The 24,126-nt window shown below is 66.4% G+C and carries 22 protein-coding genes and 1 pseudogene; 15 read left to right on the forward strand and 8 right to left on the reverse strand.

Going from position 1 to position 24,126, the window contains the following annotated elements; translation table 11 throughout:
* The first annotated feature begins 12 nt into the window (after positions 1-12).
* The 5 genes from ACQGNJ_RS06780 to ACQGNJ_RS06800 all read left to right on the forward strand — a co-directional run bounded on the left by ACQGNJ_RS06780 (position 13) and on the right by ACQGNJ_RS06800 (position 6,446).
* Entirely contained in the window at positions 13-1,512 is a 1,500-nt protein-coding gene (locus ACQGNJ_RS06780; protein WP_426688472.1) for an NAD(P)H-hydrate dehydratase, read from the forward strand.
* Positions 1,505-1,981 carry a tRNA (adenosine(37)-N6)-threonylcarbamoyltransferase complex ATPase subunit type 1 TsaE gene (gene tsaE / locus ACQGNJ_RS06785; protein WP_426688515.1) on the forward strand — a complete coding sequence of 159 codons (477 nt, stop codon included), beginning with the start codon at positions 1,505-1,507 and terminating at the stop codon, positions 1,979-1,981. The genes ACQGNJ_RS06780 and tsaE overlap by 8 nt, the downstream gene beginning before the upstream one ends.
* A 169-nt stretch (positions 1,982-2,150) precedes the next feature.
* The gene (locus ACQGNJ_RS06790; RefSeq protein WP_426688473.1) at positions 2,151-3,647 is read left to right on the forward strand and encodes an N-acetylmuramoyl-L-alanine amidase; all 1,497 of its coding nucleotides are present in this window, start codon (positions 2,151-2,153) and stop codon (positions 3,645-3,647) included.
* Positions 3,648-3,690: 43 nt separating this feature from the next.
* Complete coding sequence (gene mutL / locus ACQGNJ_RS06795; protein ID WP_426688474.1) at positions 3,691-5,505, forward strand: DNA mismatch repair endonuclease MutL; 1,815 nt, start codon at positions 3,691-3,693, stop codon at positions 5,503-5,505.
* Between the two features lie 32 nt (positions 5,506-5,537).
* A complete protein-coding gene (locus tag ACQGNJ_RS06800; RefSeq protein ID WP_426688475.1) occupies positions 5,538-6,446 on the forward strand; it encodes a DUF1684 domain-containing protein in 909 nt (302 codons plus the stop codon).
* A 63-nt stretch (positions 6,447-6,509) separates the two neighbouring features.
* Here the strand turns inward: ACQGNJ_RS06800 and ACQGNJ_RS06805 are convergent, their stop codons facing one another.
* The gene (locus ACQGNJ_RS06805; protein ID WP_426688476.1) at positions 6,510-7,292 is read right to left on the reverse strand and encodes an enoyl-CoA hydratase-related protein; all 783 of its coding nucleotides are present in this window, start codon (positions 7,290-7,292) and stop codon (positions 6,510-6,512) included.
* A gap of 165 nt (positions 7,293-7,457) precedes the next feature.
* On the opposite strand from ACQGNJ_RS06805, the gene bamJ reads away from it, so the two are divergent.
* The 3 genes and pseudogenes from bamJ to ACQGNJ_RS06820 all read left to right on the forward strand — a co-directional run bounded on the left by bamJ (position 7,458) and on the right by ACQGNJ_RS06820 (position 9,851).
* Positions 7,458-8,177 (forward strand): BamJ family beta-barrel-assembly machinery protein, encoded by a 720-nt coding sequence (gene bamJ / locus ACQGNJ_RS06810; protein ID WP_426688477.1) that lies wholly within the window; start codon positions 7,458-7,460, stop codon positions 8,175-8,177.
* A 26-nt stretch (positions 8,178-8,203) separates the two neighbouring features.
* Positions 8,204-8,997, forward strand: a pseudogene (locus tag ACQGNJ_RS06815) (NUDIX hydrolase).
* On the forward strand, positions 8,994-9,851 hold the full coding sequence (locus tag ACQGNJ_RS06820; RefSeq protein WP_426688478.1) for a sulfurtransferase: 858 nt from the start codon (positions 8,994-8,996) through the stop codon (positions 9,849-9,851). The pseudogene ACQGNJ_RS06815 and the gene ACQGNJ_RS06820 overlap by 4 nt, the downstream one beginning before the upstream one ends.
* Positions 9,852-9,915: 64 nt before the next feature.
* Here ACQGNJ_RS06820 and ACQGNJ_RS06825 read toward each other — a convergent pair whose 3' ends face one another.
* Both ACQGNJ_RS06825 and ACQGNJ_RS06830 read right to left on the reverse strand, forming a co-directional pair.
* Positions 9,916-10,680 carry an enoyl-CoA hydratase/isomerase family protein gene (locus ACQGNJ_RS06825; RefSeq protein WP_426688479.1) on the reverse strand — a complete coding sequence of 255 codons (765 nt, stop codon included), beginning with the start codon at positions 10,678-10,680 and terminating at the stop codon, positions 9,916-9,918.
* Positions 10,681-10,699: 19 nt separating this feature from the next.
* Positions 10,700-12,160, reverse strand: coding sequence for a DUF4139 domain-containing protein (locus tag ACQGNJ_RS06830; RefSeq protein ID WP_426688480.1), 1,461 nt, complete (start codon positions 12,158-12,160; stop codon positions 10,700-10,702).
* Positions 12,161-12,464: 304 nt separating this feature from the next.
* Here ACQGNJ_RS06830 and ACQGNJ_RS06835 point away from each other — a divergent pair, with 304 nt between their 5' ends.
* The gene (locus ACQGNJ_RS06835; protein WP_426688481.1) at positions 12,465-12,989 is read left to right on the forward strand and encodes a GNAT family N-acetyltransferase; all 525 of its coding nucleotides are present in this window, start codon (positions 12,465-12,467) and stop codon (positions 12,987-12,989) included.
* Positions 12,990-13,006: 17 nt separating this feature from the next.
* On the opposite strand, the gene ACQGNJ_RS06840 is transcribed toward ACQGNJ_RS06835, so the two are convergent.
* From ACQGNJ_RS06840 to uvrA, 3 genes are read right to left on the reverse strand one after another with little or no spacing between them, the layout of a single operon-like run.
* Positions 13,007-13,606: a helix-turn-helix transcriptional regulator gene (locus tag ACQGNJ_RS06840; protein ID WP_426688482.1), complete on the reverse strand. Its 600-nt coding sequence runs from the start codon at positions 13,604-13,606 to the stop codon at positions 13,007-13,009.
* Positions 13,607-13,643: 37 nt separating this feature from the next.
* Positions 13,644-14,114, reverse strand: coding sequence for an acyl-CoA thioesterase (locus ACQGNJ_RS06845; protein ID WP_426688483.1), 471 nt, complete (start codon positions 14,112-14,114; stop codon positions 13,644-13,646).
* On the reverse strand, positions 14,111-17,053 hold the full coding sequence (gene uvrA, locus ACQGNJ_RS06850; protein WP_426688484.1) for an excinuclease ABC subunit UvrA: 2,943 nt from the start codon (positions 17,051-17,053) through the stop codon (positions 14,111-14,113). The genes ACQGNJ_RS06845 and uvrA overlap by 4 nt, the downstream gene beginning before the upstream one ends.
* A gap of 139 nt (positions 17,054-17,192) precedes the next feature.
* On the opposite strand from uvrA, the gene ACQGNJ_RS06855 reads away from it, so the two are divergent.
* The 6 genes from ACQGNJ_RS06855 (at position 17,193) to ACQGNJ_RS06880 (ending at position 20,997) form a co-directional block, all read left to right on the forward strand.
* Positions 17,193-17,705 carry a DUF2059 domain-containing protein gene (locus ACQGNJ_RS06855; RefSeq protein WP_426688485.1) on the forward strand — a complete coding sequence of 171 codons (513 nt, stop codon included), beginning with the start codon at positions 17,193-17,195 and terminating at the stop codon, positions 17,703-17,705.
* 161 nt (positions 17,706-17,866) lie between these two features.
* Positions 17,867-18,181, forward strand: a complete 315-nt coding sequence (gene rplU, locus ACQGNJ_RS06860) for a 50S ribosomal protein L21 (protein WP_426688486.1) — start codon at positions 17,867-17,869, stop codon at positions 18,179-18,181.
* Between the two features lie 19 nt (positions 18,182-18,200).
* A complete protein-coding gene (gene rpmA, locus ACQGNJ_RS06865; protein WP_426688487.1) occupies positions 18,201-18,458 on the forward strand; it encodes a 50S ribosomal protein L27 in 258 nt (85 codons plus the stop codon).
* A 168-nt stretch (positions 18,459-18,626) separates the two neighbouring features.
* Positions 18,627-19,706, forward strand: coding sequence for an Obg family GTPase CgtA (gene cgtA, locus ACQGNJ_RS06870; RefSeq protein WP_426688488.1), 1,080 nt, complete (start codon positions 18,627-18,629; stop codon positions 19,704-19,706).
* Between the two features lie 117 nt (positions 19,707-19,823).
* Positions 19,824-20,150, forward strand: coding sequence for a cupredoxin domain-containing protein (locus tag ACQGNJ_RS06875; RefSeq protein WP_426688489.1), 327 nt, complete (start codon positions 19,824-19,826; stop codon positions 20,148-20,150).
* A 4-nt stretch (positions 20,151-20,154) separates the two neighbouring features.
* Positions 20,155-20,997 (forward strand): FTR1 family iron permease, encoded by an 843-nt coding sequence (locus tag ACQGNJ_RS06880; RefSeq protein ID WP_426688490.1) that lies wholly within the window; start codon positions 20,155-20,157, stop codon positions 20,995-20,997.
* A gap of 21 nt (positions 20,998-21,018) precedes the next feature.
* Here ACQGNJ_RS06880 and ACQGNJ_RS06885 read toward each other — a convergent pair whose 3' ends face one another.
* The gene (locus tag ACQGNJ_RS06885; RefSeq protein WP_426688491.1) at positions 21,019-22,428 is read right to left on the reverse strand and encodes a J domain-containing protein; all 1,410 of its coding nucleotides are present in this window, start codon (positions 22,426-22,428) and stop codon (positions 21,019-21,021) included.
* Positions 22,428-24,116 (reverse strand): Hsp70 family protein, encoded by a 1,689-nt coding sequence (locus ACQGNJ_RS06890; protein ID WP_426688492.1) that lies wholly within the window; start codon positions 24,114-24,116, stop codon positions 22,428-22,430. The genes ACQGNJ_RS06885 and ACQGNJ_RS06890 overlap by 1 nt, the downstream gene beginning before the upstream one ends.
* Positions 24,117-24,126: the final 10 nt, after the last annotated feature.

Consider the following 24,126-nt stretch of genomic DNA (forward strand, 5'->3'; position numbering starts at 1 on the left):
TATAATTCGCGCATGTCCGCCCATCCTTACAGCCGCAATCTGCATACCGTCGAACAGCTGCGCGCGATCGAGCGCACGGCGTTGTCGACGCTGGGCATTTCCGGGCCGGAGCTGATGCGTCGCGCTGCCAGCGCGGCACTCTGCAGCCTTCGGCGCCATTGGCCGCAAGTGCAGCGCGTATGCATTCATTGCGGCCCCGGCAACAACGGCGGCGACGGCTTCCTGCTCGGCGTGCTGGCGCGCGAGGCCGGTTTGCAGGTGGAGCTGGTGGCGCTGACCGCCACTTCGCATGGCGACGCCACCACCGCACGTGCGGCGTGGGAGTGCGCGGGCGGTCAGGTGCTGCAGTGGGATGCGCAAGCGACCTTGCCCGAGGCGGAGCTGCACGTGGACGCGCTCTACGGCATCGGCCTCAATCGTGCACCCGATGCGATCTCGGCGCGCTTGATCGAGGCGATCAACTGCAGCGGTTGCCCGGTCTTGGCACTGGATGTCCCCAGCGGCCTGGATACCGACACGGGAAGCTGCGCCGGTGCGGCGATCCGCGCCGATGTCACGATCACCTTCATCGCCGGCAAGCGCGGCCTGCATAGCGGACGTGCCGTCGACCAGGTCGGCATGCTCGAGCTGGCCACCTTGGGCGTGCCTGACAGCGTCTACGCCGCTGCAGCGCCAGACGCGCGGTTGCTGCTGGCCGAATCGCTGCCGCCCCGGCACCGCTACGCCAACAAGGGCAACTACGGCCACGTGCTGGTGATCGGCGGCGACCACGGCATGGCCGGAGCGGTACATCTGGCCGGCGAATCGGCGCTGCGCGCCGGTGCCGGCCTGGTCAGCGTGGCCACCCGCGCGGCCCATGTATTTGCGTTGAATGCGGCACGGCCGGAATTGATGGCGCACGGTGTCGACGGACCCCAGGCGCTGGACGCACAGCTTGAACATGCCAGCGTGCTGGCGCTCGGCCCGGGGCTGGGACAAGCCGCCTGGGGACACGCCTTGTGGCTGACCGCGCTGGATGCGAACAAGCCGCTGGTGCTCGATGCCGACGGCCTGAACCTGCTGGCGCGCGAACCGCGCCGGTTCAGTGCGCCGACCGTGCTGACGCCGCACCCGGGCGAGGCGGGGCGGTTGCTCGGCATAGCGACCGCGACGGTCGAGCAGGACCGTTTCGCGGCGGTACGCGAACTGGCGCGTCGTCATCACGCGGTCGTGGTCTTGAAGGGTGCTGGCAGCCTGATCGCCGATCCGGATGGACGTCTGGACGTCTGTCCGTGGGGCAACCCGGGCATGGCCAGCGGCGGCATGGGCGACTTGCTCACCGGCATCGTGGCGGCACTCCTGGCACAAGGTTGCTGTGCGTGGCAGGCCGCGCGCATCGGCGTGGGCCTGCATGCGCGGGCCGGTGATCGCGCAGCGCGGCAGGGCGAGCGTGGTTTGCTGGCCAGTGATCTGCTGGCTCCGCTGCGGGCGATCGGCAATGGCATGACGGACTACGAACGTGAGCATGATTGAGCAGGCGGAATGGGCAGTGGACTGGGCGCTTCCCGACGAGGCCGCCACCGCTGCGCTGGGCGCCAGGGTGGCGAGCGCTCTGGATGATGGTCTGGTCATCTACCTGCACGGCCCGCTCGGCGCTGGCAAGACCAGCTTTGCCCGCGCGCTGCTGACCACTCTTGGCGTGGGCGAGCGGGTCAAGAGCCCCACCTACAGCCTGGTCGAGGGCTATGCGGCGGGGGATCGTCCGGCCTGGCACCTGGACCTGTACCGGATCGCCGACCCGGGCGAACTGGAGTGGTTGGGTCTGGACGCGCTGGCCGACCCGGCTGCCGTGGTGCTGGTCGAATGGCCCGAGCGCGGCGTCGGCGCGCTGCCGCACGCGGACGTCGAATTGAGCCTGGATTACGCCGGGTCGGGGCGCCAGGCAGCCCTGAGCGCGCGCAGCGCACGGGGCGAGCGACTGCTGCGCAGAATCGCCAAGTAACTATTTCTGCTGGGGAAACTGTCTGGGTCAGCCGGTCAGGCAAGGACTCGTGCGGAAAGCGCAGGTTGCGCCCGATAACTTGAGGTCACCTGACGAATAGTCTGCAGGTTATGGATATTCAAAGGAAAAGAGCTTGCAATACGCGATTGGCTGCGTTTCAATGCGGGGCATGAAGGCGTACCTGAACAAGCGAGTGAGCTGGGTGGTCGTCGCGGTCGCGGCGATCTTCCCCGTGTGCGCGACCAGCGCCGCGCAGTTGAAGAACGCCCGGGTCTGGGCCGGCCCCCAGTACACCCGCGTGGTGCTCGATGCTTCCGGTCCGCTGCAGTACCAGATCAGCCAGAAGAACGGCCAGATCGTCGTGCAGCTGCCGGACAGCACTCCGGGTCACGATTTCTCCGATCCCTCCGCGGAAGGCCTGTTGCAAGGCATGAGCCACTCGCGCCTGGGCAGCGGCATGCAGGTGACCGCCAGGGTCGATCCGGCCAGCCGGCTGAAAAGCTTTCTTCTGAAGCCGACCGACGACGGCAACTATCGCCTGGTGCTCGACCTCTATCCGGGCAGCGGGCGCGCCGATGTGGCTGCAGCCCCGTCCGCCAACGCGACGATGGCGGCGCCGTCTGTCGCGCCGGCGGCGGCCAGGTCCATGCCCGTCGAGTCTTACAGCAACCCTACGCACAGCCGCCGCGTCGCCGCCGAGCAGGCCGCTGCCATGCTCGATGGCCAGCGTCAGGTGGTGGTGGCGATCGATGCCGGCCATGGCGGCAAGGACCCGGGTTCGCATGGTCCGGGCGGCACGCTGGAGAAGAACGTCACCCTGGCGGTGGCGCGCGAATTGGCGGCGCAGATCAATCGCCAGCCGGGCATGAAAGCGGTGCTGACGCGCGACAGCGACTATTTCATTCCGCTCACCCAGCGCTACAAGATTGCCCGCGAGAACAATGCCGACCTGTTCGTGTCGATTCACGCCGATGCCTTCACCAGCGGCGACGCCAGGGGCTCCTCGGTGTGGGTGCTGTCGCCGCGCGGCAAGACCAGCGAGGCAGCGCGCTGGCTGGCCGACCGCGAGAACCGCGCCGACCTGATCGGTGGCACCTCGCTGGACGACAAGGACGACAGCCTGGCCAAGGTCCTGCTGGATCTGCAGCAGGGTTGGGCGATGCAGGCCAGCGACGTGGTCGCCGGCAATGTACTCAAGGCGCTTGGCGGACTGGGTCCGACCCATCGTGGCTATGTCGAGCGCGCGAATTTCGTGGTGCTGCGTTCGCCCGACGTGCCGTCGATCCTGGTCGAGACTGCCTTCATCAGCAATCCCGCCGAAGAGCGTCGGTTGCGCGATCCGGCGCACCAGAAGAAGCTCGCCGAAGCCGTGATGGGCGGCGTGAAGAACTATTTTGAATCCACCCCGCCCCCGGGTACCTGGTTCGCTGCCGAGGCGGCGCGCCGCAATGGCGTCCAGGTGGCCTCCAGCAACGGTTCGAGCACCAGGAACAAGGCAAGCCGGGCGGCCGCGTCCACGCATGACGTGCACAAGGTCGGTCGCGGTGAAAGCCTCAGCAGCATCGCGCGGCAATATGGTGTCAGTGTCGGTGCGCTGAAGAACGCCAACCGGATCGACAGCAACACGGTCCGCGCCGGCACCACGCTGACCATTCCCGCAGGCTGACTTTCGCGGCGGCAGCAGCGGCGTTCGCTGCTAAAGTTGGCGGATGACCGTCATTCGCCTGCTGCCCCCCGAACTCATCAACCAGATCGCCGCCGGCGAGGTCATCGAGCGACCGTCTTCGGTAGTCAAGGAACTGGTCGAGAACAGCCTCGATGCCGGTGCCAGCCGCGTCGAAGTGGACATCGAGGCGGGCGGGGCGCGGCTGATCCGCGTGCGTGACGACGGCGGCGGCATCCATGTCGACGAACTGCCGCTGGCGGTGGCGTCGCATGCGACCAGCAAGATCGGCAGTTTCGACGATCTGGAACACGTTGCCAGCATGGGTTTTCGCGGCGAGGCGCTGGCTTCGGTGTCGTCGGTGTCGCGCTTCGCGCTGACCTCGCGCGTGCACGACCAGCACACCGCGTTCCGCATCGAGGTCGACGGCGGCAAACTGCAGGCGGCACGCCCCGCGCAGCATCCGCCCGGCACCAGCGTCGAAGTGCGCGACTTGTTCTACAACGTGCCGGCGCGACGAAAATTCATGCGTGCCGAGCGCACCGAGTTCGCCCACATCGACGACCTGCTGAAGTCGCTGGCGCTGGCTCGCGGCTCGGTGGAATTCCGGCTCAGCCACAACGGCAAGCCGGTGCGTATCTGGAAGGCCGCGCGCGATCAGCAGTCGCAACTGCAACGGGTGGCCGAAGTGCTCGGTGACGAGTTTCCCGCGCAGAGCCTGCGCATCGATCACGCCGCGGCGGGCCTGCATCTTTCCGGCTGGGTCGGCTTGCCGACCGCCTCGCGCGCGCAGGCGGATTCGCAATACTTCTATGTCAACGGCCGGCTGGTGCGCGATCGCATCGTTGCGCACGCGGTGCGCCAGGCCTATGCCGACGTGCTGTTCCACGGCCGTCATGCGGTGTTCGTGCTGTATCTGGAACTGGACCCCGCCGGTGTCGACGTGAACGTGCATCCGGCCAAGCACGAAGTGCGCTTTCGCGAGCAACGGCTGGTCCACGACTTCCTGTTTCGCACCCTGCACGAGGCGCTGGCGCAGACGCGCGCGGGACTGGGCACATTGCCCGCAACGGCGTCGATGCCGGCGTCGGCCTATGCTTATGCAGGGTCCCCGGCGGCTTCGCATGCTGCGGCGTGGCCCGTCGCGTCCAGCCAGAGTCGCCTCGGTCTGGGCACACGCGAAGAACCGCTGGCCGACTATGCGGCGCTGCTCGGCTCTGCGTCATTCGCGCCGGCTGCGCCCGCACCGCCACTGCCCGCGTCGGCCGATGGCGAAGCGCCACCGCTGGGGTTCGCCATCGCGCAACTGAAGAGCATCTTCGTACTGGCCGAGAATGCGCATGGCATGGTGCTGGTGGACATGCACGCGGCGCATGAACGGATCACCTACGAGAAGCTGAAATCCGGTCGCGTCGGCAGCAACCTGCGTTCGCAGATGTTGCTGGTGCCATTGAGTCTGGCGGTCAGCGCGAAGGAAGCCGCCGCCGCCGAGGAACATGCCGAGGCGCTGGCCGAATGGGGGCTGGAACTTTCCCGCAGCGGTCCGTCGACAATCGTGGTGCGGCGCATTCCGGCACTGCTCGAAGGTGCCGACGTGGCCCAGCTCAGTCGCGACGTGCTGTCCGAGTTGGCCCAGCACGGCAGTTCGCGGCGGCTGCAGGAATTCGAGAACGAGCTGCTTTCCACCATGGCCTGCCATGGCTCGGTGCGCGCCGGCCGGCGCCTGACCATTCCCGAGATGAACGCGTTGCTGCGGGAGATGGAGGCGACCGAGCGCTCCGGACAATGCAATCATGGGCGTCCGACCTGGGTCCAGCTGAGCCTGGCCGAGCTCGACAGGTTGTTCATGCGCGGTCGTTGAGGCGCCTTCAAGTGTTCTGTCGGAGATCGTGGATGATACGTATCAGTCTTTTCGTTGCCGCCGCCATTCTGGGAGTCGCTACCGTGCAAGCCACCGACATCGATAGTTACAAGCAGGGGGTCGAGCAGTGGCACGCCGGTCGGGTGGAGCGACTCACCGCGCCCGATGGCTGGCTCAGCCTGATCGGCCTGGAGTGGCTGAAGGAGGGGGCCAATCGCGTCGGCAGCGCCGCCGACAACGACATCGTGCTGAGCGCGGGGCCGGCGCATCTGGGTGTGGTCACGCTGGCGGCGGATGGCAAGATGCGGATCGCACTGGATCCGGCCAGCCACGCCACCATCGACGGCAAGATGGTCAGTGAGGCGGTGCTGGTGGACGATGCGCATGCCGCTGCGGAGGCGGCACCGACCAAGGTGGCGTTCGGCACGGCCAGCTTCTACGTGATTGATCGCGACGGCCGCAAGGGCCTGCGCGTGAAGGACAGCGAGGCGCCCACGCGCAAGCATTTCCTCGGCATCGACTCGTTCCCGATCGATCCGTCATGGCGGATCGAGGCGACCTGGGTGCCGGCACAGCCGGGCGAGACGCTGGAGATGGCTTCGGTGATCGGCACCATCGACAAGTCGCCAGTGCCGGGCAAGCTGGAGTTCACCCGCGACGGCAAGCACTTCGAGCTGCTGCCGATCATCGAGGAGCCGGGTGACACGCAGTACTTCATCGTGTTCGCCGACCGCACCAGCGGCAAGGAAACCTACGGCGCCGCGCGCTTCCTCTACATCGACCCGCCAAAGGACGGCAAGGTCGTGCTGGATTTCAACAAGGCCTACAACCCGCCGTGCGCCTTCACCGGTTTTGCCACCTGCCCGCTGGCGCCGCCGGAAAACCGACTAGACCTGCGCGTGACCGCTGGCGAGAAGAACTATCGTGGCTCGCATCACTGAGCAGGGTCGTGGTCGCACCGGGCTTGATCAATCCCGGGTGGCATCACCTGCGAATGGTGGCGATCAGCGTCCCTTGAACTCCGCCTTGCGCTTCTCCAGGAATGCCGTGGTGCCCTCGCGCATGTCCTCGGTGGAGAACGCCAGCGCGAAGCCCTGCGTCTCGAACTCGAGGCCTTGATCGATGCCGGTCTCGCCACCTTGCAGCACGGCATCGAGGATGCCGGCGGCGGCCAGGGGCGCGGCGGCGGCCAACTGGCCGGCCAGTGCGTTCACTGCCTCGTCCAGCGCCTCGGGCGCCACCACGCGGTTGACGATGCCCAGCTCGAAGGCACGCTGGGCATTGATCACTGCGCCAGTCAGGCAAAGTTCCAATGCGGCGCCGCGGCCGGCCAGGCGCAGCAGGCGCTGGGTGCCGCCGAAACCGGGGATCAGGCCGAGGTTGATTTCCGGCTGGCCGAACTTCGCCTTCTCGCTGGCCACGCGCAGGTGGCAAGCCATCGCCAGCTCCATGCCGCCGCCCAGCGCGAAACCCTGGATGCGGGCGACCACCGGCTTGCCGAGTCGTTCGATCGACGTCATCAGGCGCTGGCCGGTGCGCGAGAAGCCCTGCGCCTGGGTTGGCGTATAGCCGTTCATCTCGGCAATGTCGGCACCGGCGACGAAGGCCTTCTCGCCCGCACCCGTCAGCACCACCGCGCGCACGGCGTCGTCCTGCGCGGCCTGGGCGAAGGCGATGGTGAGTTCGTTGAGGGTGTCGCGGTTCAGCGCATTGAGCTTGTCGGGGCGGTTGACCACGATCGTGCGTACCGCGCCGCGATGGCTGATTTCCAAGTTGCGATAGGCCATGAATGACTCCCGATGGATGCAAAGGCACGATGGTAGCAGCGGGAACCTTTGCTGCCGCGAAGGTTCTCAAGCCACGAGCGCCGCCGCTGCAGGAAACCGGCGAACCGCTTAGGATGACCTCTCAGGATCGATCGCAAGCGACGGGAAGGCCCGGTGGAAAAAGGCATGACACATCTGTGTGGCTGGCTGCTCGGCGCGTTGCTGGTGCTGGGCGGCATGGCCCATGCGCAGAGCAGTGCCACAGCGGTGGCCAGGCCCGACAAGGCCAAGCTGTCGTATGCGATCGGCTACCAGATCGGCAGCCAGTTCGCCGACGGCAAGCCGGACGTGGAGATTCCGGTGCTGGTGAAGGCGATCGAGGATGCCTACGCCAAGCGGCGCCCGGGGGTGTCGATGCAGGACATGCACCAGCAACTGCAGCGCCTCGACGAGCAGATGCACGCCGATGCATTGGCCGAGTTCAAGCGCATCGCTGCGGCGAACGCGCGCAAGAGCGCCGCCTACCTGGCCAGCAACCGGCAGCAACCGGGCGTGGTGCAATTGCCCTCGGGAATCCAGTACCAGGTGTTGAGCAAGGGTGATGGCAAGGTCAGCCCGACGGTGACCAGCCTGGTCACGGTGAACTATCGCGGCATGCTGATCGACGGTACGGAATTCGACAGCACCTGGGCGCATGGTGCTCCGGTCAGCTTCCCGGTGGACAAGGTGATCCGCGGTTGGCAGGACGTGATCCCTCGCATGCATACCGGCGATCGCTGGAAGGTCGTGATTCCGCCGCAGCTGGCCTATGGCGAAGGCGGCGCGTTGCCGCGCATCGGTCCGAACGAGGCGCTGGTTTTCGAGATCGAGCTGCTCGCCATCAAGCCCGATCCGGCGCGGCCGTAAGCCTCGCAGTGGTAACATCCCGGGTCATGTCGAACGACCCCGCTCTCGCTCAAGACGCTTCCGCCGAGGTCGCCCTGACGCCCTGCGTCGGCACCTGCCGGCTGGACACGCGTGGCTACTGTATCGGCTGCCAGCGCAGTGGCGAGGAGATCGGGCGCTGGCGCACGATGAGCAACGCCGAGCGGCTGCACGTGATGCGGCAGGTTCTTCCGTCGCGCCGGCAAGCATGATCGACGAGTTGGTCGATGCCTTGCTGCCGCTGTCGGCGCCACCGACCGGGCCGGGCTGGAACCATGCGGACATGTCGCGGTTGCTGGGGACCAGCCAGCGCCGCCCGGCGGCCGTGCTGGTGGGCTTTCGCGAAGGCGTGCAGCCACGCCTGGTGCTTACCGTGCGCAACGACAGCCTGCAGGCACACGCCGGCCAGGTCGCCTTTCCCGGTGGCGGGACCGACCCTGCCGATGGCGACGCGCTGACCACCGCCTTGCGCGAGAGCGAGGAAGAGATCGGCCTGGACCGCAGGCTGGTGACGCCGCTGGGTTATCTGGATCGCTTCGAGACGATCAGCGGCTTCTGCATCACGCCGGTAGTGGCAAGGATCGACATCAGTGCGCGCCTGTATCCGTCACCCGATGAAGTCTCCGAGGTATTCGAAGTGCCGCTGTCGTTCCTGCTGGAACCGGCCAACCTGCGGCGCTACACGATGGAGTTCCGCGGTCAGCACCGACCGATGGTGGAGTTCATCCATGGTGGCCATCGCATCTGGGGCGCGACGGCGGCGATGCTCTACAACCTGCTTGAGAGGATGGGACGCACATGACGCTGAAGACAAGCTTGATCGAAGCTGCCGAACTGGCGGCGATGTCGCCCGATGCGGTGCTCATCGTTGATTGCCGTTTTGACATCGGCGATCCGGACAAGGGCGAGCACGATTATCGGGAAGGACATGTGCCTGGCGCCGTGCATGCCAGCCTGGATCGTGACCTGTCGGATTTGTCCCGTCAGGCCGAAGGCCTGGGGCGGCACCCGCTGCCGCTGGAGTCTGCCTTCAACGCGCTGCTGTCGCGCTGGGGCTGGCAGCCCGGCATGCAGGTGGTGAGTTACGACACTGCGGGTGGTGCGCTGGCTGCGGCCCGCCTGTGGTGGTTGCTGCGCCTGGCCGGCGCAGCCGATGCTGCGGTGTTGAATGGCGGCTACGCGGCGTGGTTGGCAGAAGGCTTGCCGATCGAGTCCGGCGCCGCTGCGCCGCGACCGGCAAGCAAGGTGTCGCTGTATTACGACACAAGTCAGGTGCTGCTCGATCATGCGGCTGTTGCCGACGGCGCGGCCGGTCAGTTGCTCGATGCCCGGGCGGCACCACGTTACCGCGGTGACGTCGAGCCGCTGGATCGCGTGGGCGGCCATGTGCCCGGTGCGTTGAATCGGCCGTTCGCGGACAACCTGGGCAGTGACGGCCGCTTCAAGCCGGCCGCTCGGCTGCGCGAGGAGTTCAACGCCGCGCTGCATGGTGCGGCGCCGGCGACCGTGATCCACAGCTGCGGCTCCGGCGTCACCGCCTGCCACAACCTGCTGGCGATGGAGTACGCCGGCTTGCACGGCTCGCGCCTGTACGCACCGTCGTGGAGCGGCTGGGTCAGCGACCCGTCGCGACCGGTGGCGAAAGGCGAGGAGTGAGTGTGAAGGAGTGAGAAGTGAGAGAAAGCATGGGCTCGTACACTCTTTTCTCACTCCTCTCCACTCACTTCTCGCTCTTGCTCTTCAGTCGTGCCACCAGTTCCTGCAGGACGGCTTGCGTCTGCGGATGGAAGAACGCGTCGACGAATTCATCCAGCGGCAACGCGTCGGGATCGGCATAGGCACCAGCCAGGTCGGCGCGGGCCAGGCGACGAGTGGTCAGCATCGCGTGCGAGGGCAGCGCCAGCAGTTCGCCCAGCCAGTGGAGGGCGCGCGTGGTGACCTGGTCGACACCAGTCAGTTCGTCGACAAAACCGCAGGCCAGCGCCTGGTCCGATTCGATCATGGCGCCGGCCACCAGCAAGCGCTCGGCACGGTAGGTGCCGACCACGCGGCGCAGTGCCAGCTGGATCGACTCCGGCACGATCAGGCCCACCTGCACTTCGTTCAGGCCGATCCGGAACGGACCCGAGGCCATCACGCGGTAATCGCAGAACAGCGCCAGCACGGCGCCGCCAGCGGGGCTGTGGCCGGTGATCGCGGCAACCAGCGGGATCGGCGCGCAGGCGAGCGTGGCGCACAGGGCGAAGAATTCGCGCCAGTACTCACGCACGCCGACACGATCGCAGGCGAGCAGGGCGGGGACATCGACACCGGCGGAGAACAAGCCTTGCGCGCCGGAAAGCACGATGCCGCGGGCGTCGTCGAGCACGGCAGCCTCGACGGCGCCGCGCAACCCGCGCACCAGTTCCAGGTCCAGTGCGTTGACCGGCGGCCGGGCGAGCTGGATTTCGCGGATCGCGTTGTCGTGATTGATCAGGTTCAGCATGGCGGACTCCGGTGCAGGGTTATTGCGGCTGTTCGTCGGCGGTCCAGCTGTAGCGCAGCGCGTAGTCGAGCACGACCTTGCCGTTGGCCGGCACCTCGACGCGGAACTCCAGCGTATCCGGATTCTGCTGGCTCGGTTTGCTGCTGGACGATATCAGCACCCACTGGCGCCAGCGGGCGGGGTGCTCGCGCACGGTGACGACGCGCGCGCTGTCGCCAGCGTTGCTGAGGTTGATGCGGAACGCTTCGTCCATCGTGCGACCGGCCTTGTCGATGCTGAAAGCGGTACGTTCGCGTTCGGCGCGCAGGTCGAACGCGGTGCCCAGGGTGATGGTGGCGTCGCTGCCCTTGGGCGTATCGTCGATGCGGCCTTCACCGATGAATTGCGGCGTGCCGTGGCGGTCGGCGGCGAGCACGCGCAGATAACCTGCCGGCAGGCTGTCGAAGGCTTTCAGCTTCAGCGTGCTGACGATCGCGTTGCCACCACCCTGGTTGAAATCGCGGCTGGTGACCGGTTGCGGCGGCTGGTAACCGCCGCCGTTCTCGTACAGCGCGGTTTGCGTGCAATCCAGCATGCGGCTGGTGTACAGCGGCACCTGGCTGACGCTGCCGTCAGGCAGCTCGACAGCGCCGGACAAGCTGTAGCTGCGGTAATCGCCGATGCTGTCCTGTTGCGGCATGGCCTCGGCCTTCGCGTTGAAGCCGCGCGCCATCGCCATCATCGGCTGGGGCGCCGACGGCTTGGCCATGTTCGGCTGGCCCGCGATCAGGGTGACCTGTGCATCGTGCCAGTCGCGTCCGCTGCGGTTGGCGATGCTGGCGCGTGATTCGAACTGCATGCGGCAGCTCGCGCCGGGCTGCAGCGTGGCCACGTAGGCCGCGCGCCAGCCAAGGCCGGAAGTGGGGTAGCTGAGCACGGCGCGTGCATCGCCAGCGCGTGCAGCGTCCACCCGCAGGCTCAGGCTGGAACCGAGCGGGAACTCACCGGCGGAGCTGCGCACGGCGGCATAGGTGCGCACCAGCGTCGTGCCCAGTGCCCCGCGTACCAGCAAGCCGTCGCCGGCGCGCAGCAGGCTGCCGTTGGCCAGTGTTTCGCCGTTGCTGCCCAGCACGGTGATCTCGCTGCCGACCAGTCCGGTCAGCGCCGCATTGGCGCCCTGCGCCAGCAGCAGGCGCTGCGAAACCACCCTGGCACTGCCATCGGGAAAGCCCAGCGCCAGCGCTTCGGCATCCAGCGCATTGGGCAGGTCGCCGAGCACCACATCATGGGTGCCGGCGGCCAGTTTCAGCGAGCGCTGTTCGCGCACCACGGCGTAACCGTCGTCGACGCTGCCACCGTTGTTGCCGGAGTAAAGCGCCGCATTGTCGCTGCGATAAAGGGTGAGTTCCGTGGCGTCTGCCGCATGAGCGGGCGCGGCGCCGGCCAGTGCGGCAAGGCATGCGACGGCGAGGGCGAGGGAAGGGCGGGGCATCGTCGCCATCGGCGAACTCCATCGTGGGGATCGGACCGACATCATAGCGATGGCTTCTGCATGCGGTGCGTCGATTGCATCACTTCGCGCCGAATGAATTTTCCGGGGGACTGGCACGGGGATCAAGACCGCTGCTTTGCCGGCGCGTCGTGACCGAAACGGAACGTTCCAGGCCCCGGCACACTGCCGGGCTTGATCGCCCGGACCACACGGCCTGCCGCTGAATTGCCGTGCCCGCCGGTCAGAACTGTCCAAGCGCGCACAGTGGCGATTCCGTATCGTGGCGCGACGATTCCCCGCAGATGGCCCGAGCATGTCCTCCTCTCCGACGATCGAAATCACAGCTGCCCGTCTGCCGGACGACATCGAGAGCGTGCGCGGGCTGTTCCACGAATACATCGACAGCCTCGGCATCGACCTTTCCTTTCAGGGCGTGGGCGCGGAGCTGGCACAACTGCCTGGCAAGTACGCGCCACCGCGGGGCGTGATCCTGATCGCGCGCGACGGCAAAGGATCCGCGTTGGGCTGCGTGGCGTTGCGGCCGCTGCCGCTGCCAGGCGTGTGCGAGATCAAGCGGCTGTACGTGCGCCCCGCCGCGCGTGGACAGGCGCTGGGGCGACGACTGGCCGAGGCGGTGATCGCGTGGGCAGCCGGTGCCGGCTACGCGCGCGTGCTGCTGGATACCCTGGCCTCGATGCGCAGCGCCCGGCAACTCTACGTTGCGCTGGGTTTTCAGCCGGTGGCGCCGTACTACGACAACCCGATGCCGGATACCTTGTACATGGCGCTGGAAATCGCCCCCAGCGCGGTCCAGGAGCCTGGACCATCCAGCCCGTGAGCCTTGCGGCCCCGCTTTCAGGCGGCAATCGCCCACCCGGCACGGAATGCGGCGGGAGTCATGCCGAAGGTCCTGACGAATTCGCGGTTGAGGTGGGCCTGATCGTAGAAGCCCGCGGCAAGCGCCGCTTCAATGATCGGCGTCTGCTCGCGCAACAGGGCCTTGGCCTTGTGCAGGGCGAGCAGCACGTGAAAATTGTGCAGGCTGGTGCCGGTCTCGCGATGGAATGCACGCGCCAGATGTCCGGCTGAAACCGCGCAGGCCTGTGCGAGTGACGTCACATCGGTGTGCAGCGAGGGCCGTTCCAGCAGCAGGGTTCTTGCCTGCGCGGCGAGCGCGTCACCGTGGGTATCGCGATTCGCCGCGAGCGGTTCGAATCGTGCGGTGAAGGCCCAGCCGCTGGCGTCGATCGGCTCGAAGCGGTGAATCACGCCGGCCGGCACCACCACGGTATCGCCGGCAACGACCTCCCGGCACGTGGTGGGCAGGCGCAGCCGTGCGCGGCCGGCCCGTATCCGCACGATTTCGTCGCCGGCATGGAAGTGCGGCCGGAAGCGCCATGCATGGCGCGCCCCGCTGATCGTCTCGATCCGGCCCGGTCCGTGCGGATCGAGCATGAACGAAGTGCGGGCGGCCGGGGCGTGCACGAGCTGACTACGCGGCGGCGGCGCGTATGGCTTCGGGCAACGGCACCGGCTTGCCGGTGGCGGGATTCATCCACACCATCACCACGTGGCCATCGCTGTAGAGGCGGTCGGGATTGTCGGCGTCCACGATGCGGTGTGCGATCGTGATCGAGCTGTTGCCAAGCCGCCCGCAGCGCAACTCGACATGCAGTGCTGCCGGCCACGGAATCGGACGACGGTATTGCAGCTCGCTGGCGGCCAGCACCGGCATCGCTTCCTCGCTGAACCAGTCGCGCAGGTGCTGCAGCCACTGCAGCCGCGCCTCTTCCAGGTAGGTGAGGAAGTTGGAATTGTTGACATGGTTGAAGGCGTCGAGATCGCGCCAGCGCACGCCAAGCGAGGCGACGAACAGCGGTCGGTCCGTTGCCGCTGCGGTTTCCGCCGATGCCGTGGCGACGTCGGCCGCGACAACGGTCTTGCTGGATTTGCGTGGGCTCATGCAGGTTTCTTCTTCTTTCCGCTGCCGCGCATCGGCTTGTATTTGTCGGCCGAGGCGATGTGCCTGGTAGCTGCCTTCACGCGCTTGGTGGCGCCAGGCTTCTTGGGTTTGGCCGGTTTCAGGTGCGGCGCAAGGAAGTGGCCGGTGTGCGAGCCTGCGGTTGCCGCCACCGTTTCCGGCGTGCCGGCAACCAGGATGCGGCCACCGCCGGCGCCGCCCTCGGGGCCGAGGTCGACGACCCAGTCGGCGGTCTTGATCACGTCGAGGTTGTGTTCGATCACCACCACCGTGTTGCCCTGGTCGACCAGTTGGTGCAGCACGTCGAGCAACTGCTCGATGTCGTGGAAATGCAGGCCGGTGGTCGGTTCGTCGAGGATGTACAAGGTGCGTCCGGTGTCGCGCTTGGACAGCTCCTTGGACAGCTTCACGCGTTGCGCCTCGCCGCCGGACAGCGTGGTCGCGCTCTGGCCGAGCTTGATGTAATCCAGGCCCACCGCGCGCAGCGTGTCGAGCTTGCGTGCGATGGTCGGCACGTGCTCGAACAGCTTCAGCGCATCCTCCACCGTCATGTCGAGCACGTCGGCAATGGTGTGGCCCTTGTACAGGATCTCCAGCGTCTCGCGGTTGTAGCGCTTGCCATGACAGACGTCGCACGGTACGTAGACGTCGGGCAGGAAGTGCATCTCCACCTTGATCATGCCATCGCCTTCGCAGGCCTCGCAGCGACCACCGCGCACGTTGAAGCTGAAGCGGCCTGGCGTGTAGCCACGCGAACGCGCCTCGGGCACCTGCGAAAACATGTCGCGCAGCGGGGTGAACAGGCCGGTGTAGGTGGCCGGGTTGGAGCGCGGCGTGCGGCCGATCGGCGACTGGTCGATGTCGACCACCTTGTCGAACAGATCCATGCCCTGTACCGACTTGTACGGTGCCGCCTGGGTGCCGGCGCCGTTGAGTTCGGCGGCAGCGAGCCGGAACAGGGTGTCGTTGACCAGGGTCGACTTGCCCGAGCCGGAGACGCCGGTGATGCAGGTGAACAGGCCGGCGGGAATCGCCAGGTCGACGTTTTTCAGGTTGTTGCCGCTGGCGCCCTTCAGATGCAGCCAGGAATCCGCATCGATCGGCTGGCGGCGTTCCTTCGGCACTTCGATCGCGCGCTCGCCGGACAGGAACTGGCCGGTGACCGAGCGCGGCGAATCGAGCATGTCCTGCACGCTGCCCTGCGCCACGATCTCGCCGCCGTGCACGCCGGCACCGGGGCCGATGTCGAGCACGTGGTCGGCCATGCGGATCGCGTCCTCGTCGTGCTCGACCACGATCACCGTGTTGCCGAGGTCGCGCAGGCGGGTCAGCGTGCCGAGCAGGCGCTCGTTGTCGCGCTGGTGCAGGCCGATCGACGGTTCGTCCAGCACGTACATCACGCCGACCAGGCCGGCGCCGATCTGCGAAGCGAGCCGGATGCGCTGCGCCTCGCCGCCAGACAACGAATCAGCCTGGCGATCCAGGGTGAGGTAGTTGAGGCCCACGTCGTTGAGGAAGGTCAGCCGTTCGTGGATTTCCTTGACGATCTTCACCGCGATCTCGCCGCGCCAGCCGGTGAGCTTGAGGTCGGCGAAGAACGCCAGCGTGTCGTCGATCGAGCGATGGGTCAGCGACGGCAGCGCGTGGTCGGCGACGAACACATTGCGCGCCGAACGGTTCAGGCGTTGGCCGTCGCAGGCCGGGCAGGGCTGGTCGCTGATGTATTTGGCCAGCTCTTCGCGCACGGCGGAGGATTCGGTTTCCTTGTAGCGGCGTTCGAGGTTGGGCAGGATGCCCTCGAAGGCGTGCTCGCGAGTGACCTTGCCGCCGCGTTCGGTGATGTACTTGAACGCGATCTTGTCCTTGCCGCTGCCGTACAGCACAGCTTTCTGGACCTCTGCCGGCAACTTCTGCCATGGCGTTTCCACGGCAAAGCCATAGTGCGCCGCCAGCGACAGGATCAGCTGGAAATAGTGCGCGTTGCGGCGGTCCCAGCCACGCACCGCACCGTTGGCCAGCGACAGTTCGGGATGACCCACCACGCGCGATGGATCGAACACCTGGGTCACGCCCAGGCCATCGCAGGACGGACAGGCGCCGACCGGCGAGTTGAACGAGAACAGCCGCGGTTCCAGCTCGGGCAGCGAGTAATCGCAGACCGGGCAGGAATAGCGCGAGGACAGCAGTTGCTCGGGTGCGTCGGCCGCGTCCATGTTGGCGACAATCACCAGGCCGTCGCCAAGCCGCAGCGCGGTCTCGAACGATTCGGCCAGGCGTTGCTTGATGTCCTCGCGCGGACGAAAGCGGTCGATCACCACCTCGATGGTGTGCTTCTGGCGCAGGGTCAGCGGCGGCACCGCATCCAGGTCGTAGACAGTTCCGTCGACGCGGGCGCGGACAAACCCCTGCGCGCGCATCTGTTCGAACACCTGCACGTGCTCACCCTTGCGCTCGCGGATCACCGGCGCCAGCAGCATGTAGCGTTGCTCCGGATCCAGCGCGAGCATCGTGTCGACCATCTGGCTGACGGTTTGCGCTTCCAGCGGAATGCCGTGATCCGGACAGCGCGGCGTACCCACGCGCGCATACAGCAGGCGCAGGTAGTCGTAGACCTCGGTGATCGTGCCGACCGTGGAGCGCGGATTGTGCGAGGTCGATTTCTGCTCGATCGAGATCGCCGGCGACAGGCCTTCGATGTGGTCGACGTCGGGCTTCTCCATCATCGACAGGAACTGCCGCGCGTACGCGGAAAGCGATTCCACGTAGCGACGCTGCCCCTCGGCGTAGATCGTGTCGAAAGCCAGCGACGACTTGCCGGAACCGGACAGGCCGGTGATCACGATCAGCTTGTCGCGTGGAAGGTCAAGATCGATGTTCTTGAGATTGTGCGTGCGTGCGCCGCGGATGCGTATGGTGTCCATGGACGCCGTATATGGGGGGGTTGATTACTATACCAAGGAGTTCTGATGGTTCAGTGCATAATCGACGATGAATCCATCGGCTTTCGTGGAGCATCCCGATTGTGGCTAAATGATGGTTCAAGTCGAACGGAGACAGCTCATGCGGAAATGGAAGGGAATGGCCGCCGTGGCCTTGTTGGCGCTGGCTGCCGCCGGGCAGGCCGCTGCCGCGCAGCCCAGCGAGAAGCAGGTGCGGGAATTGTTCCAGTTGATGCACATGGATCGCATGTTCGACCAGATGAACACCCAGATGGGCGGCGTGATGGCACAAGCGGTGCCGTGCGTGCCGACAACCTATTGGCAGGGCTTCATCGACGCCAACGGCGGTCAGCAGTTGCTCACCCGGATGGTGCCGATCTACCAGCGCCACTTCACCGCCGAGGATGTGTCCGGCTTGCTGAAGTTCTACCGCTCGCCGCTGGGCCAGAAGGTCATCACGCAGATGCCGGTGACCATGGCCGAGGGCATGAAGGTGGGCCAGGCCTGGGGCCGCGAGCGTGGTCAGGCGATGATCAAGAAGCTGCAGCAGGACGGCACGCTGGACGCCAATGGCCGCTGCCCGGCCAGTCCCGCCGCCACGCCAGCGGTTCCGGCGCCCAAATCCGGCCACTGAGACGCCACGCTTGGCATGGCCACAGGGCCGTTCCAGCCGTTTTCGGGGCGGTCGTGGTCAGTAATTGACCAGCGCGGGGCCACATCGCTATAATCCGCGGTTCGCCAGACCTGAAATGGTCATGGCGATACCCAAGAGAATAACGACAGAAGGGCATTCCCATGAGTTACGCAGTCATCAAGACCGGTGGCAAGCAGTACCGTGTCATGCAGGGCGACGTCCTGCGCGTGGAGCTGTTGACCGCCGAAGAAGGCGCCAGCATCAGCTTCGACCAGGTTCTGCTGGTCGGTACCGGTGAGTCGATCACGGTCGGTGCGCCGATCGTCGAAGGCGCCACCGTCAGCGCCACTGTTCGCAAGCACGGCCGTGCCGACAAGATCCGCATCATCAAATTCCGCCGCCGCAAGCACTACAAGCGTCAGCAGGGTCACCGTCAGCATTTCACCGAAATCGAGATCACGGGCATCAACGCCTGAGCAACTGGAGCATTGAGTCATGGCACATAAAAAAGGCGTAGGTTCCAGCCGCAACGGTCGCGATTCGAACCCGAAATACCTTGGCGTCAAGATCTACGGTGGCCAGGCCATCGAAGCGGGCAACATCATCATCCGTCAGCGCGGCACCCAGTTCCATCCGGGTGTGGGCGTGGGTCTGGGGCGTGATCACACCTTGTTCGCGCTGGTCGACGGCACCGTCAAGTTCGCCGTCCGCGGCGACAAGAACCGCCGTTTCGTCGACGTCGTCCAGGCGTAAGCCGCTCGCGACACGATAGCGAAGGCCCCGCTTCGGCGGGGCTTTTCGTTTGTAGCGGGGGTTCGGGAAGGGATTCGTAGAAGCCGAGTCGCTCCACGTCCCGTACCATGTCCACGATTACCCGCTTTTCCCAATCCCGAATCACCCATCCCGAATCCCGGCTCCCCCATGAAATTCGTCGACGAAGCAAACATCAAGGTTATGGCCGGTGACGGCGGCAATGGCTGCATCAGCTTTCGCCGCGAGAAGTTCATCCCGTTCGGCGGCCCCGATGGCGGCGACGGCGGCTTCGGCGGCTCGGTCTGGCTGGTTGCCGACGAGGGGCTGAACACGCTGATCGATTTCCGCCACCAGCGCAGCTTCAAGGCGAAGCGTGGCGAGAATGGCATGGGCAGCCAGATGTACGGCAAAGGCGGCGAAGACACCGCGATCCGCGTGCCGGTAGGCACCATGATCACCAACGTCGACACCGACGAGGTGATCGGCGACCTCACCAGCCATGGCCAGCGCATGCTGGTGGCGCAGGGCGGCAAGGGCGGCCTGGGCAATATCCATTTCAAGACCTCGGTGAACCGCGCGCCGCGCAAGGCCACGCCGGGCACCCCGGGCGAAGTGCGCGAGCTGAAGCTGGAACTGCGTCTGTTGGCCGACGTGGGCCTGCTCGGTTTTCCGAATGCCGGCAAGTCCACCTTCATCCGCGCCGTGTCGGCGGCGACCCCGCGGGTAGCGGATTATCCGTTCACCACGCTGGTTCCGAACCTGGGTGTGGTCAGCCTGGGCACCGATTCGAGCTTCGTGATCGCCGACATCCCCGGCCTCATCGAAGGTGCCTCCGAAGGCGCCGGTCTGGGCATCCAGTTCCTGCGCCACGTGTCGCGCACCAGCCTGCTGCTGCATATCGTCGACATGGCGCCCATCGATGGTGCCGACGTGGCGGGGCAGGTGCGGGCAATCGAGCAGGAGCTGGAGAAATTCAATCCCGAATTGCTGGAACGTCCGCGCTGGCTGGTGCTGAACAAGGCCGACATGCTGGCCGAGGACGAGCGGCAGGCGGTGGCGGAGCAGATCGTTGCCGAACTGGGCTGGAAGGAGCCCTGGTTCATGGTCTCGGCGATCGCCCGTGAAAACACCATGGCGGTGTGCCAGCAGGTGCAGCGCTTCTTCGAATCGCAGCGCGAGGAAAGCGTGGAGCGCACCGACATGCTGCCCAACGACGTGCGCCTGCGCGGCGAAGACCCGCGGGCCTGAGCTGGTCCGGGCCAGCTCAGGCCCGGCTCCCACCGATCGAGCTGATCCAGATCAAGGCCTTGATGCCATCCATTGTCGATAATGATTATCAATCAATCGTATTTGCGGGATCACGCCATGAAATACCTGTTGCCCATGCTGCTCGCGCTGCTGTTGCCGCTGCTGGCCAGCGCGGCGGATGTGCCGAGTTTCACCCTGACCCTGAAGAATCACCGCTACCAGCCCAGTGAGCTGCACATTCCCGCCAATACGCGGATCAAGCTGGAACTGATCAATCAGGACCCGTCGCCGGAGGAATTCGAGAGCGACGACTTTCCGGCCGAAAAGATCGTGATGCCGAACAGCCGCATCAGCATCTTCATTGGCCCGTTCAAGTCGGGCCACTACCGTTTCTATGGCGATTTCCACCAGCCCACTGCCCAGGGCACGCTGGTGGTGGAGTAGCGCCATGTGGGCCATCGCCTTGCTGGTATTCAGGGAAGTGCTGGAAGCGGCACTGATCGTCAGCGTGGTCGCCGCCGCCACCCGCGGCGTGGCACGGCGCGGCTGGTTCGTCGGCGGTGGCATCGCGCTCGGCGTGTCGGGGGCCGTGCTGGTGGCACTGTCCGCCAAGCTGCTCGCCGACGCCTTCAGCGGAGTCGGCCAGGAACTCTTCAATGCCGGCATCCTGCTAGCTGCAGTGTTGATGATCGGCTGGCACGTGCTGTGGATGTCCAGTCACGGTCGCGAACTGGGCCGGCAGATGCAGGCGCTTGGCAATGCGGTGCACAGCGGGGCCAGTTCGCTGGGCCTGCTGCTGGCGGTGGTGGCGCTGGCGGTGCTGCGCGAAGGCTCGGAAGTGGTGCTGTTCCTGTATGGCATGCGTGCCGGTGGCGCGGATCATCTCTGGGCAGGGCTGTCGCTCGGCGTGCTGGCCGGGGCGAGCGTGGGCTTCGGCTTGTATGCGGGCCTGCTGCGCATCCCCCTGCGGCACTTCTTCGGCGCCACCAATGCGATGCTGGTACTGCTGGCCGCCGGGCTGGCCTCGACCGCCGCGCGTTACCTGATCCAGGCGAACCTGCTGCCGGCCTGGGGACATCAGTGGTGGGACAGTTCGTGGCTGCTGGCCAACGGTTCGGTGCTCGGTCAGACCGCGCACATCCTGGTTGGCTACGACGCCCAGCCGGCGGGCATGCAACTGGTGTTTTACGCGCTGACCTTGTGCGCGCTGTGGCTTGGTGCGCGACTCATCCAGCGTCAACACACGCGGCAGGCTCCGCTGATGACGCCTGCGGTACGCCGCGCCTGCTGATGCGGTGGCATGGCATGCGGGTTACCCGGCGACCTTTCGCTGGCGCTGCCTCCGCAGATCGGCCGCCCAGGCCAGCATGGCCACCGCGGCGAGGATTTCACCGAAGGACACCAGGTCGGGACCCAGTTCGGCGTTCACGATGGCGTGCAGCACGGGAATGGCCAGCAACGACATCAGCCGCACGTGGCCCGAGCGAAACAGCGCATGGCGGCTGGCGTGGCGATACCAGTAACGACGCAGCGCCAGCCACAGGGCCGGGGCGATCAGGGCCAGTCCGACATCATCCTGCCCAGCGGCACCCAGTACCACGCCGATCACGCACATCGTCGGCACCAGATACGTGTGCAGGGATCGGCGCGCGATGATCGGGTCTGGCTGCAGATACCAGGAAACCAGCAGCGACCAGGCCATCCACATCGCCCACAACGCGCTGGGCAGCATCAGGATGCCGATCGCGATCAGCATCGGTTGTACTGAAACGCTGTCGGTGCACAGCAGGCTCAGCAGCGGCGCCAGCAACACGCCAAGCAGCAGCATCGCCGCGCTGCGTGCACCACCCAGTACCAGACGGGGCTGACTGACGCGTTGACGATCCGCGGCGGCCAGCCAGAACGCAAGCTGGGCGCGGTCGATCGTGGCGGGGAGGTCCTGCGGACGGTGCTCGCTGACATTTTCAATGAAGTCGGCGATCAGCCCCGGCTTGACGGGGTTCAGGCCCAGCCACAGGACGCGCAACCAGCGAAACGGACGCTGCAGCTGGCGCAGGATCCAGTATGCCCGCCGGCGCTCCAGTGGCGTGCGGATCGCCAGCCGCGCAGCCAGGGTTGCCTCGTCATCGTGCTGCAGTTGCCAGGCCAGCCGGGTGCGCCGTTCCAACTGCAGCCTGGCCAGCGGGTCATGGCCTGCGAGCGCATGGTCCAGGTCGAAGAAGCGCAGCAGGGTTTCCATGCATTCGCCGGGCATCGGCGGCTGCTGCCGATAGAGCTGCCGCACCAGGTAGTTGCCGAGCTGTGCCTTGCGCTGCAACGACCACAACTCGGGCCGACTGGCCAGCCATGCCCCCAGCGCCGCCGCATCGCCGGCTTCGCTCAGCGCGAATGCGCTGCGGCAGAAATCGTCGGGATCAAGCCGGGGTAGCGGGGGTGGATCGAGCGGTGCGACATCGCGGGTATCCGCGGATGCGGGCACCACGGAAAGCCTCGGCTCAGGTCCCTCGGGCGAGGTAACCGCGACCACGCCCTGCAGCATCCGCCCGGGACCGCTTTCCGCGTCAAGGACATGTTCCAGCGCCGCCTGATAGGCAGCGTGCAGTTGCTGGAATCCTTGCGGATCGTCCTCGGGGCCGGTGATGCGCAGCCGCTGGGCATAGGCGCGCTTGATCGCGCGCTCGTCGGCATCGGGCGCCAGTCCGAGCAGCTCGAACGGCGACATCAGGCGGACTCCAGCGTATCCAGCGCGCGGCCGAACTCGAGGCGATGCACACGGATGATCGACTCGTCCTGGCTTTCCAGCACTGCGCGGAAACGTGCAATCCATTCCTGCACCTGATCGCGGGCAAGCAGGTGTTCTTCGTACAGGCGCTCGGCGCGCGCCAGCATGGCGAGGTTCTCCTGCTTGCTGCGCGGGTGGATCTTGATCTCGTTCAGCGCGGCCAGGCGTTCGCGGATCTGCTGTGCATCGAGCAGGCCGGGGTTCTGTTCCAGCAGCAGCTCGTAGCGGCGCTGGTCGGCGTGCACGCGTGCCTCGACCTGCAGCACGCCGTTGATGTCGTAGGTGAAACGCACGGTCACCGCGTTTTCCGCGATCGGCAGCGTCGGGTCGATGTCCACCGTCAGTTCGCCCAGCTTGATGTTCTTTTCCACCAGCGGGCTTTCACCCTGATAGACGTCCAGTTGCAGTTGCAGCTGCCGCTCACTGACTGGCCAGAACGTCTCCTCGCGACTGATCGGCACGGTGCTGTTGCGCTGGATGATCGGTTCGAAGAAGCCGGTTATCGCACGCCCCTGTTCGTCGCGGCGCGCCACCTCGGTGCCCAGCGAGTACGGACACACATCGGTGAGGATCACTTCATCCAGCTGCTGGTCGCGCGACTTCAGCCCGGCCGCGATGCAGGCACCGAGCGCAATGGCCTGGTCCGGGTTCACGTGGCGCAGCGGCAGGCGGCCGAACATCCGCGAAACCGTCCTGGCCACCAGCGGCATGCGGCTGGCGCCACCGACCAGCACGATCTCGTCCAGTTGCTCCGGCTGCAGGCGGGCGTCGCGCATCGCCCGCTCCAGCGGCGCACGCATGCGCTGCACCAGCGGTTCGGCCAGCCGGTTGAAGCGCTCCTCGTCGATCTGCCAGGTCAGTTGTCGTGCACCGAGCGTCATCTCGACGCCGGCGTGGCCCTGACTTCCCAGCGCGCGCTTGGCCACTTCCAGCCGCCGCCGCAGCTGGCCACGCTGGCTGGCATCCAGTGACGCATCGTCGAGTTCGAGATCGGCGCGGCAGGCGTGTTCGAGCAGGTCGAGGAAGTCTTCGCCGCCGAGGAAGTTGTCGCCGGCGCTGGCATGCACCTCGACCACGCCGTCGAACATCTCCAGCACCGAAACATCGAAGGTGCCGCCGCCCAGGTCGAACACCAGGAAGCGCGCACCATCGGGTTTGTCGCGCAGGCCGTAGGCCAGCGCGGCGGCAGTCGGTTCGTTGATCAGCCGTTCGACGCGAATGCCGGCCAGCTCGCCCGCAGCGCGGGTGGCCTTGCGTTGCGCGTCCGAGAAATACGCCGGTACGCTGATCACCGCCTCGCCGATCTTTTGCCCCAGTGCCGCTTCGGCGTCGGCGACCAGCGAGCGCAGGATCAGCGCCGACAGTTCTTCCGGGCGGAAGCTGTGCGCACCCAGCCGGGTCTCGCGCGATGTCCCCATCCAGCGCTTGAAGCTGGCCACGCTGGCGTCGGGATGGCTGACCATCCGGTCGCGCGCGGCCTGGCCGACAAGCACCTGGCCGGCCTGGTCGACACTCACCACCGAAGGGGTGAGGAACTCACCCAGCGCATTGGCAAACAACCGTGGTCCCGCTTCGCTGTAACAGCCGATCAACGAATGCGTGGTGCCCAGATCAATACCGACGATCATCCCTGACTTC

Origin of the sequence: Rhodanobacter ginsengiterrae, from assembly GCF_050026815.1 — a bacterium.
GTDB lineage: Bacteria > Pseudomonadota > Gammaproteobacteria > Xanthomonadales > Rhodanobacteraceae > Rhodanobacter > Rhodanobacter ginsengiterrae.

What these genes read in the sequence shown, in the direction of transcription:
- ACQGNJ_RS06890 (WP_426688492.1), bottom strand. Translation starts at nt 24,116, where the DNA reads ATGATCGTCGGTATTGATCTGGGCACCACGCATTCGTTGATCGGCTGT.
- ACQGNJ_RS06790 (WP_426688473.1), top strand. Translation starts at nt 2,151, where the DNA reads ATGAAGGCGTACCTGAACAAGCGAGTGAGCTGGGTGGTCGTCGCGGTC.
- uvrA (WP_426688484.1), bottom strand. Translation starts at nt 17,053, where the DNA reads ATGGACACCATACGCATCCGCGGCGCACGCACGCACAATCTCAAGAAC.
- bamJ (WP_426688477.1), top strand. Translation starts at nt 7,458, where the DNA reads ATGACACATCTGTGTGGCTGGCTGCTCGGCGCGTTGCTGGTGCTGGGC.
- ACQGNJ_RS06845 (WP_426688483.1), bottom strand. Translation starts at nt 14,114, where the DNA reads ATGAGCCCACGCAAATCCAGCAAGACCGTTGTCGCGGCCGACGTCGCC.
- ACQGNJ_RS06880 (WP_426688490.1), top strand. Translation starts at nt 20,155, where the DNA reads ATGTGGGCCATCGCCTTGCTGGTATTCAGGGAAGTGCTGGAAGCGGCA.
- tsaE (WP_426688515.1), top strand. Translation starts at nt 1,505, where the DNA reads ATGATTGAGCAGGCGGAATGGGCAGTGGACTGGGCGCTTCCCGACGAG.
- rpmA (WP_426688487.1), top strand. Translation starts at nt 18,201, where the DNA reads ATGGCACATAAAAAAGGCGTAGGTTCCAGCCGCAACGGTCGCGATTCG.
- ACQGNJ_RS06820 (WP_426688478.1), top strand. Translation starts at nt 8,994, where the DNA reads ATGACGCTGAAGACAAGCTTGATCGAAGCTGCCGAACTGGCGGCGATG.
- ACQGNJ_RS06825 (WP_426688479.1), bottom strand. Translation starts at nt 10,680, where the DNA reads ATGCTGAACCTGATCAATCACGACAACGCGATCCGCGAAATCCAGCTC.
- ACQGNJ_RS06885 (WP_426688491.1), bottom strand. Translation starts at nt 22,428, where the DNA reads ATGTCGCCGTTCGAGCTGCTCGGACTGGCGCCCGATGCCGACGAGCGC.
- ACQGNJ_RS06875 (WP_426688489.1), top strand. Translation starts at nt 19,824, where the DNA reads ATGAAATACCTGTTGCCCATGCTGCTCGCGCTGCTGTTGCCGCTGCTG.
- ACQGNJ_RS06805 (WP_426688476.1), bottom strand. Translation starts at nt 7,292, where the DNA reads ATGGCCTATCGCAACTTGGAAATCAGCCATCGCGGCGCGGTACGCACG.
- ACQGNJ_RS06830 (WP_426688480.1), bottom strand. Translation starts at nt 12,160, where the DNA reads ATGGCGACGATGCCCCGCCCTTCCCTCGCCCTCGCCGTCGCATGCCTT.
- ACQGNJ_RS06835 (WP_426688481.1), top strand. Translation starts at nt 12,465, where the DNA reads ATGTCCTCCTCTCCGACGATCGAAATCACAGCTGCCCGTCTGCCGGAC.
- ACQGNJ_RS06780 (WP_426688472.1), top strand. Translation starts at nt 13, where the DNA reads ATGTCCGCCCATCCTTACAGCCGCAATCTGCATACCGTCGAACAGCTG.
- rplU (WP_426688486.1), top strand. Translation starts at nt 17,867, where the DNA reads ATGAGTTACGCAGTCATCAAGACCGGTGGCAAGCAGTACCGTGTCATG.
- cgtA (WP_426688488.1), top strand. Translation starts at nt 18,627, where the DNA reads ATGAAATTCGTCGACGAAGCAAACATCAAGGTTATGGCCGGTGACGGC.
- mutL (WP_426688474.1), top strand. Translation starts at nt 3,691, where the DNA reads ATGACCGTCATTCGCCTGCTGCCCCCCGAACTCATCAACCAGATCGCC.
- ACQGNJ_RS06800 (WP_426688475.1), top strand. Translation starts at nt 5,538, where the DNA reads ATGATACGTATCAGTCTTTTCGTTGCCGCCGCCATTCTGGGAGTCGCT.
- ACQGNJ_RS06840 (WP_426688482.1), bottom strand. Translation starts at nt 13,606, where the DNA reads ATGCTCGATCCGCACGGACCGGGCCGGATCGAGACGATCAGCGGGGCG.
- ACQGNJ_RS06855 (WP_426688485.1), top strand. Translation starts at nt 17,193, where the DNA reads ATGCGGAAATGGAAGGGAATGGCCGCCGTGGCCTTGTTGGCGCTGGCT.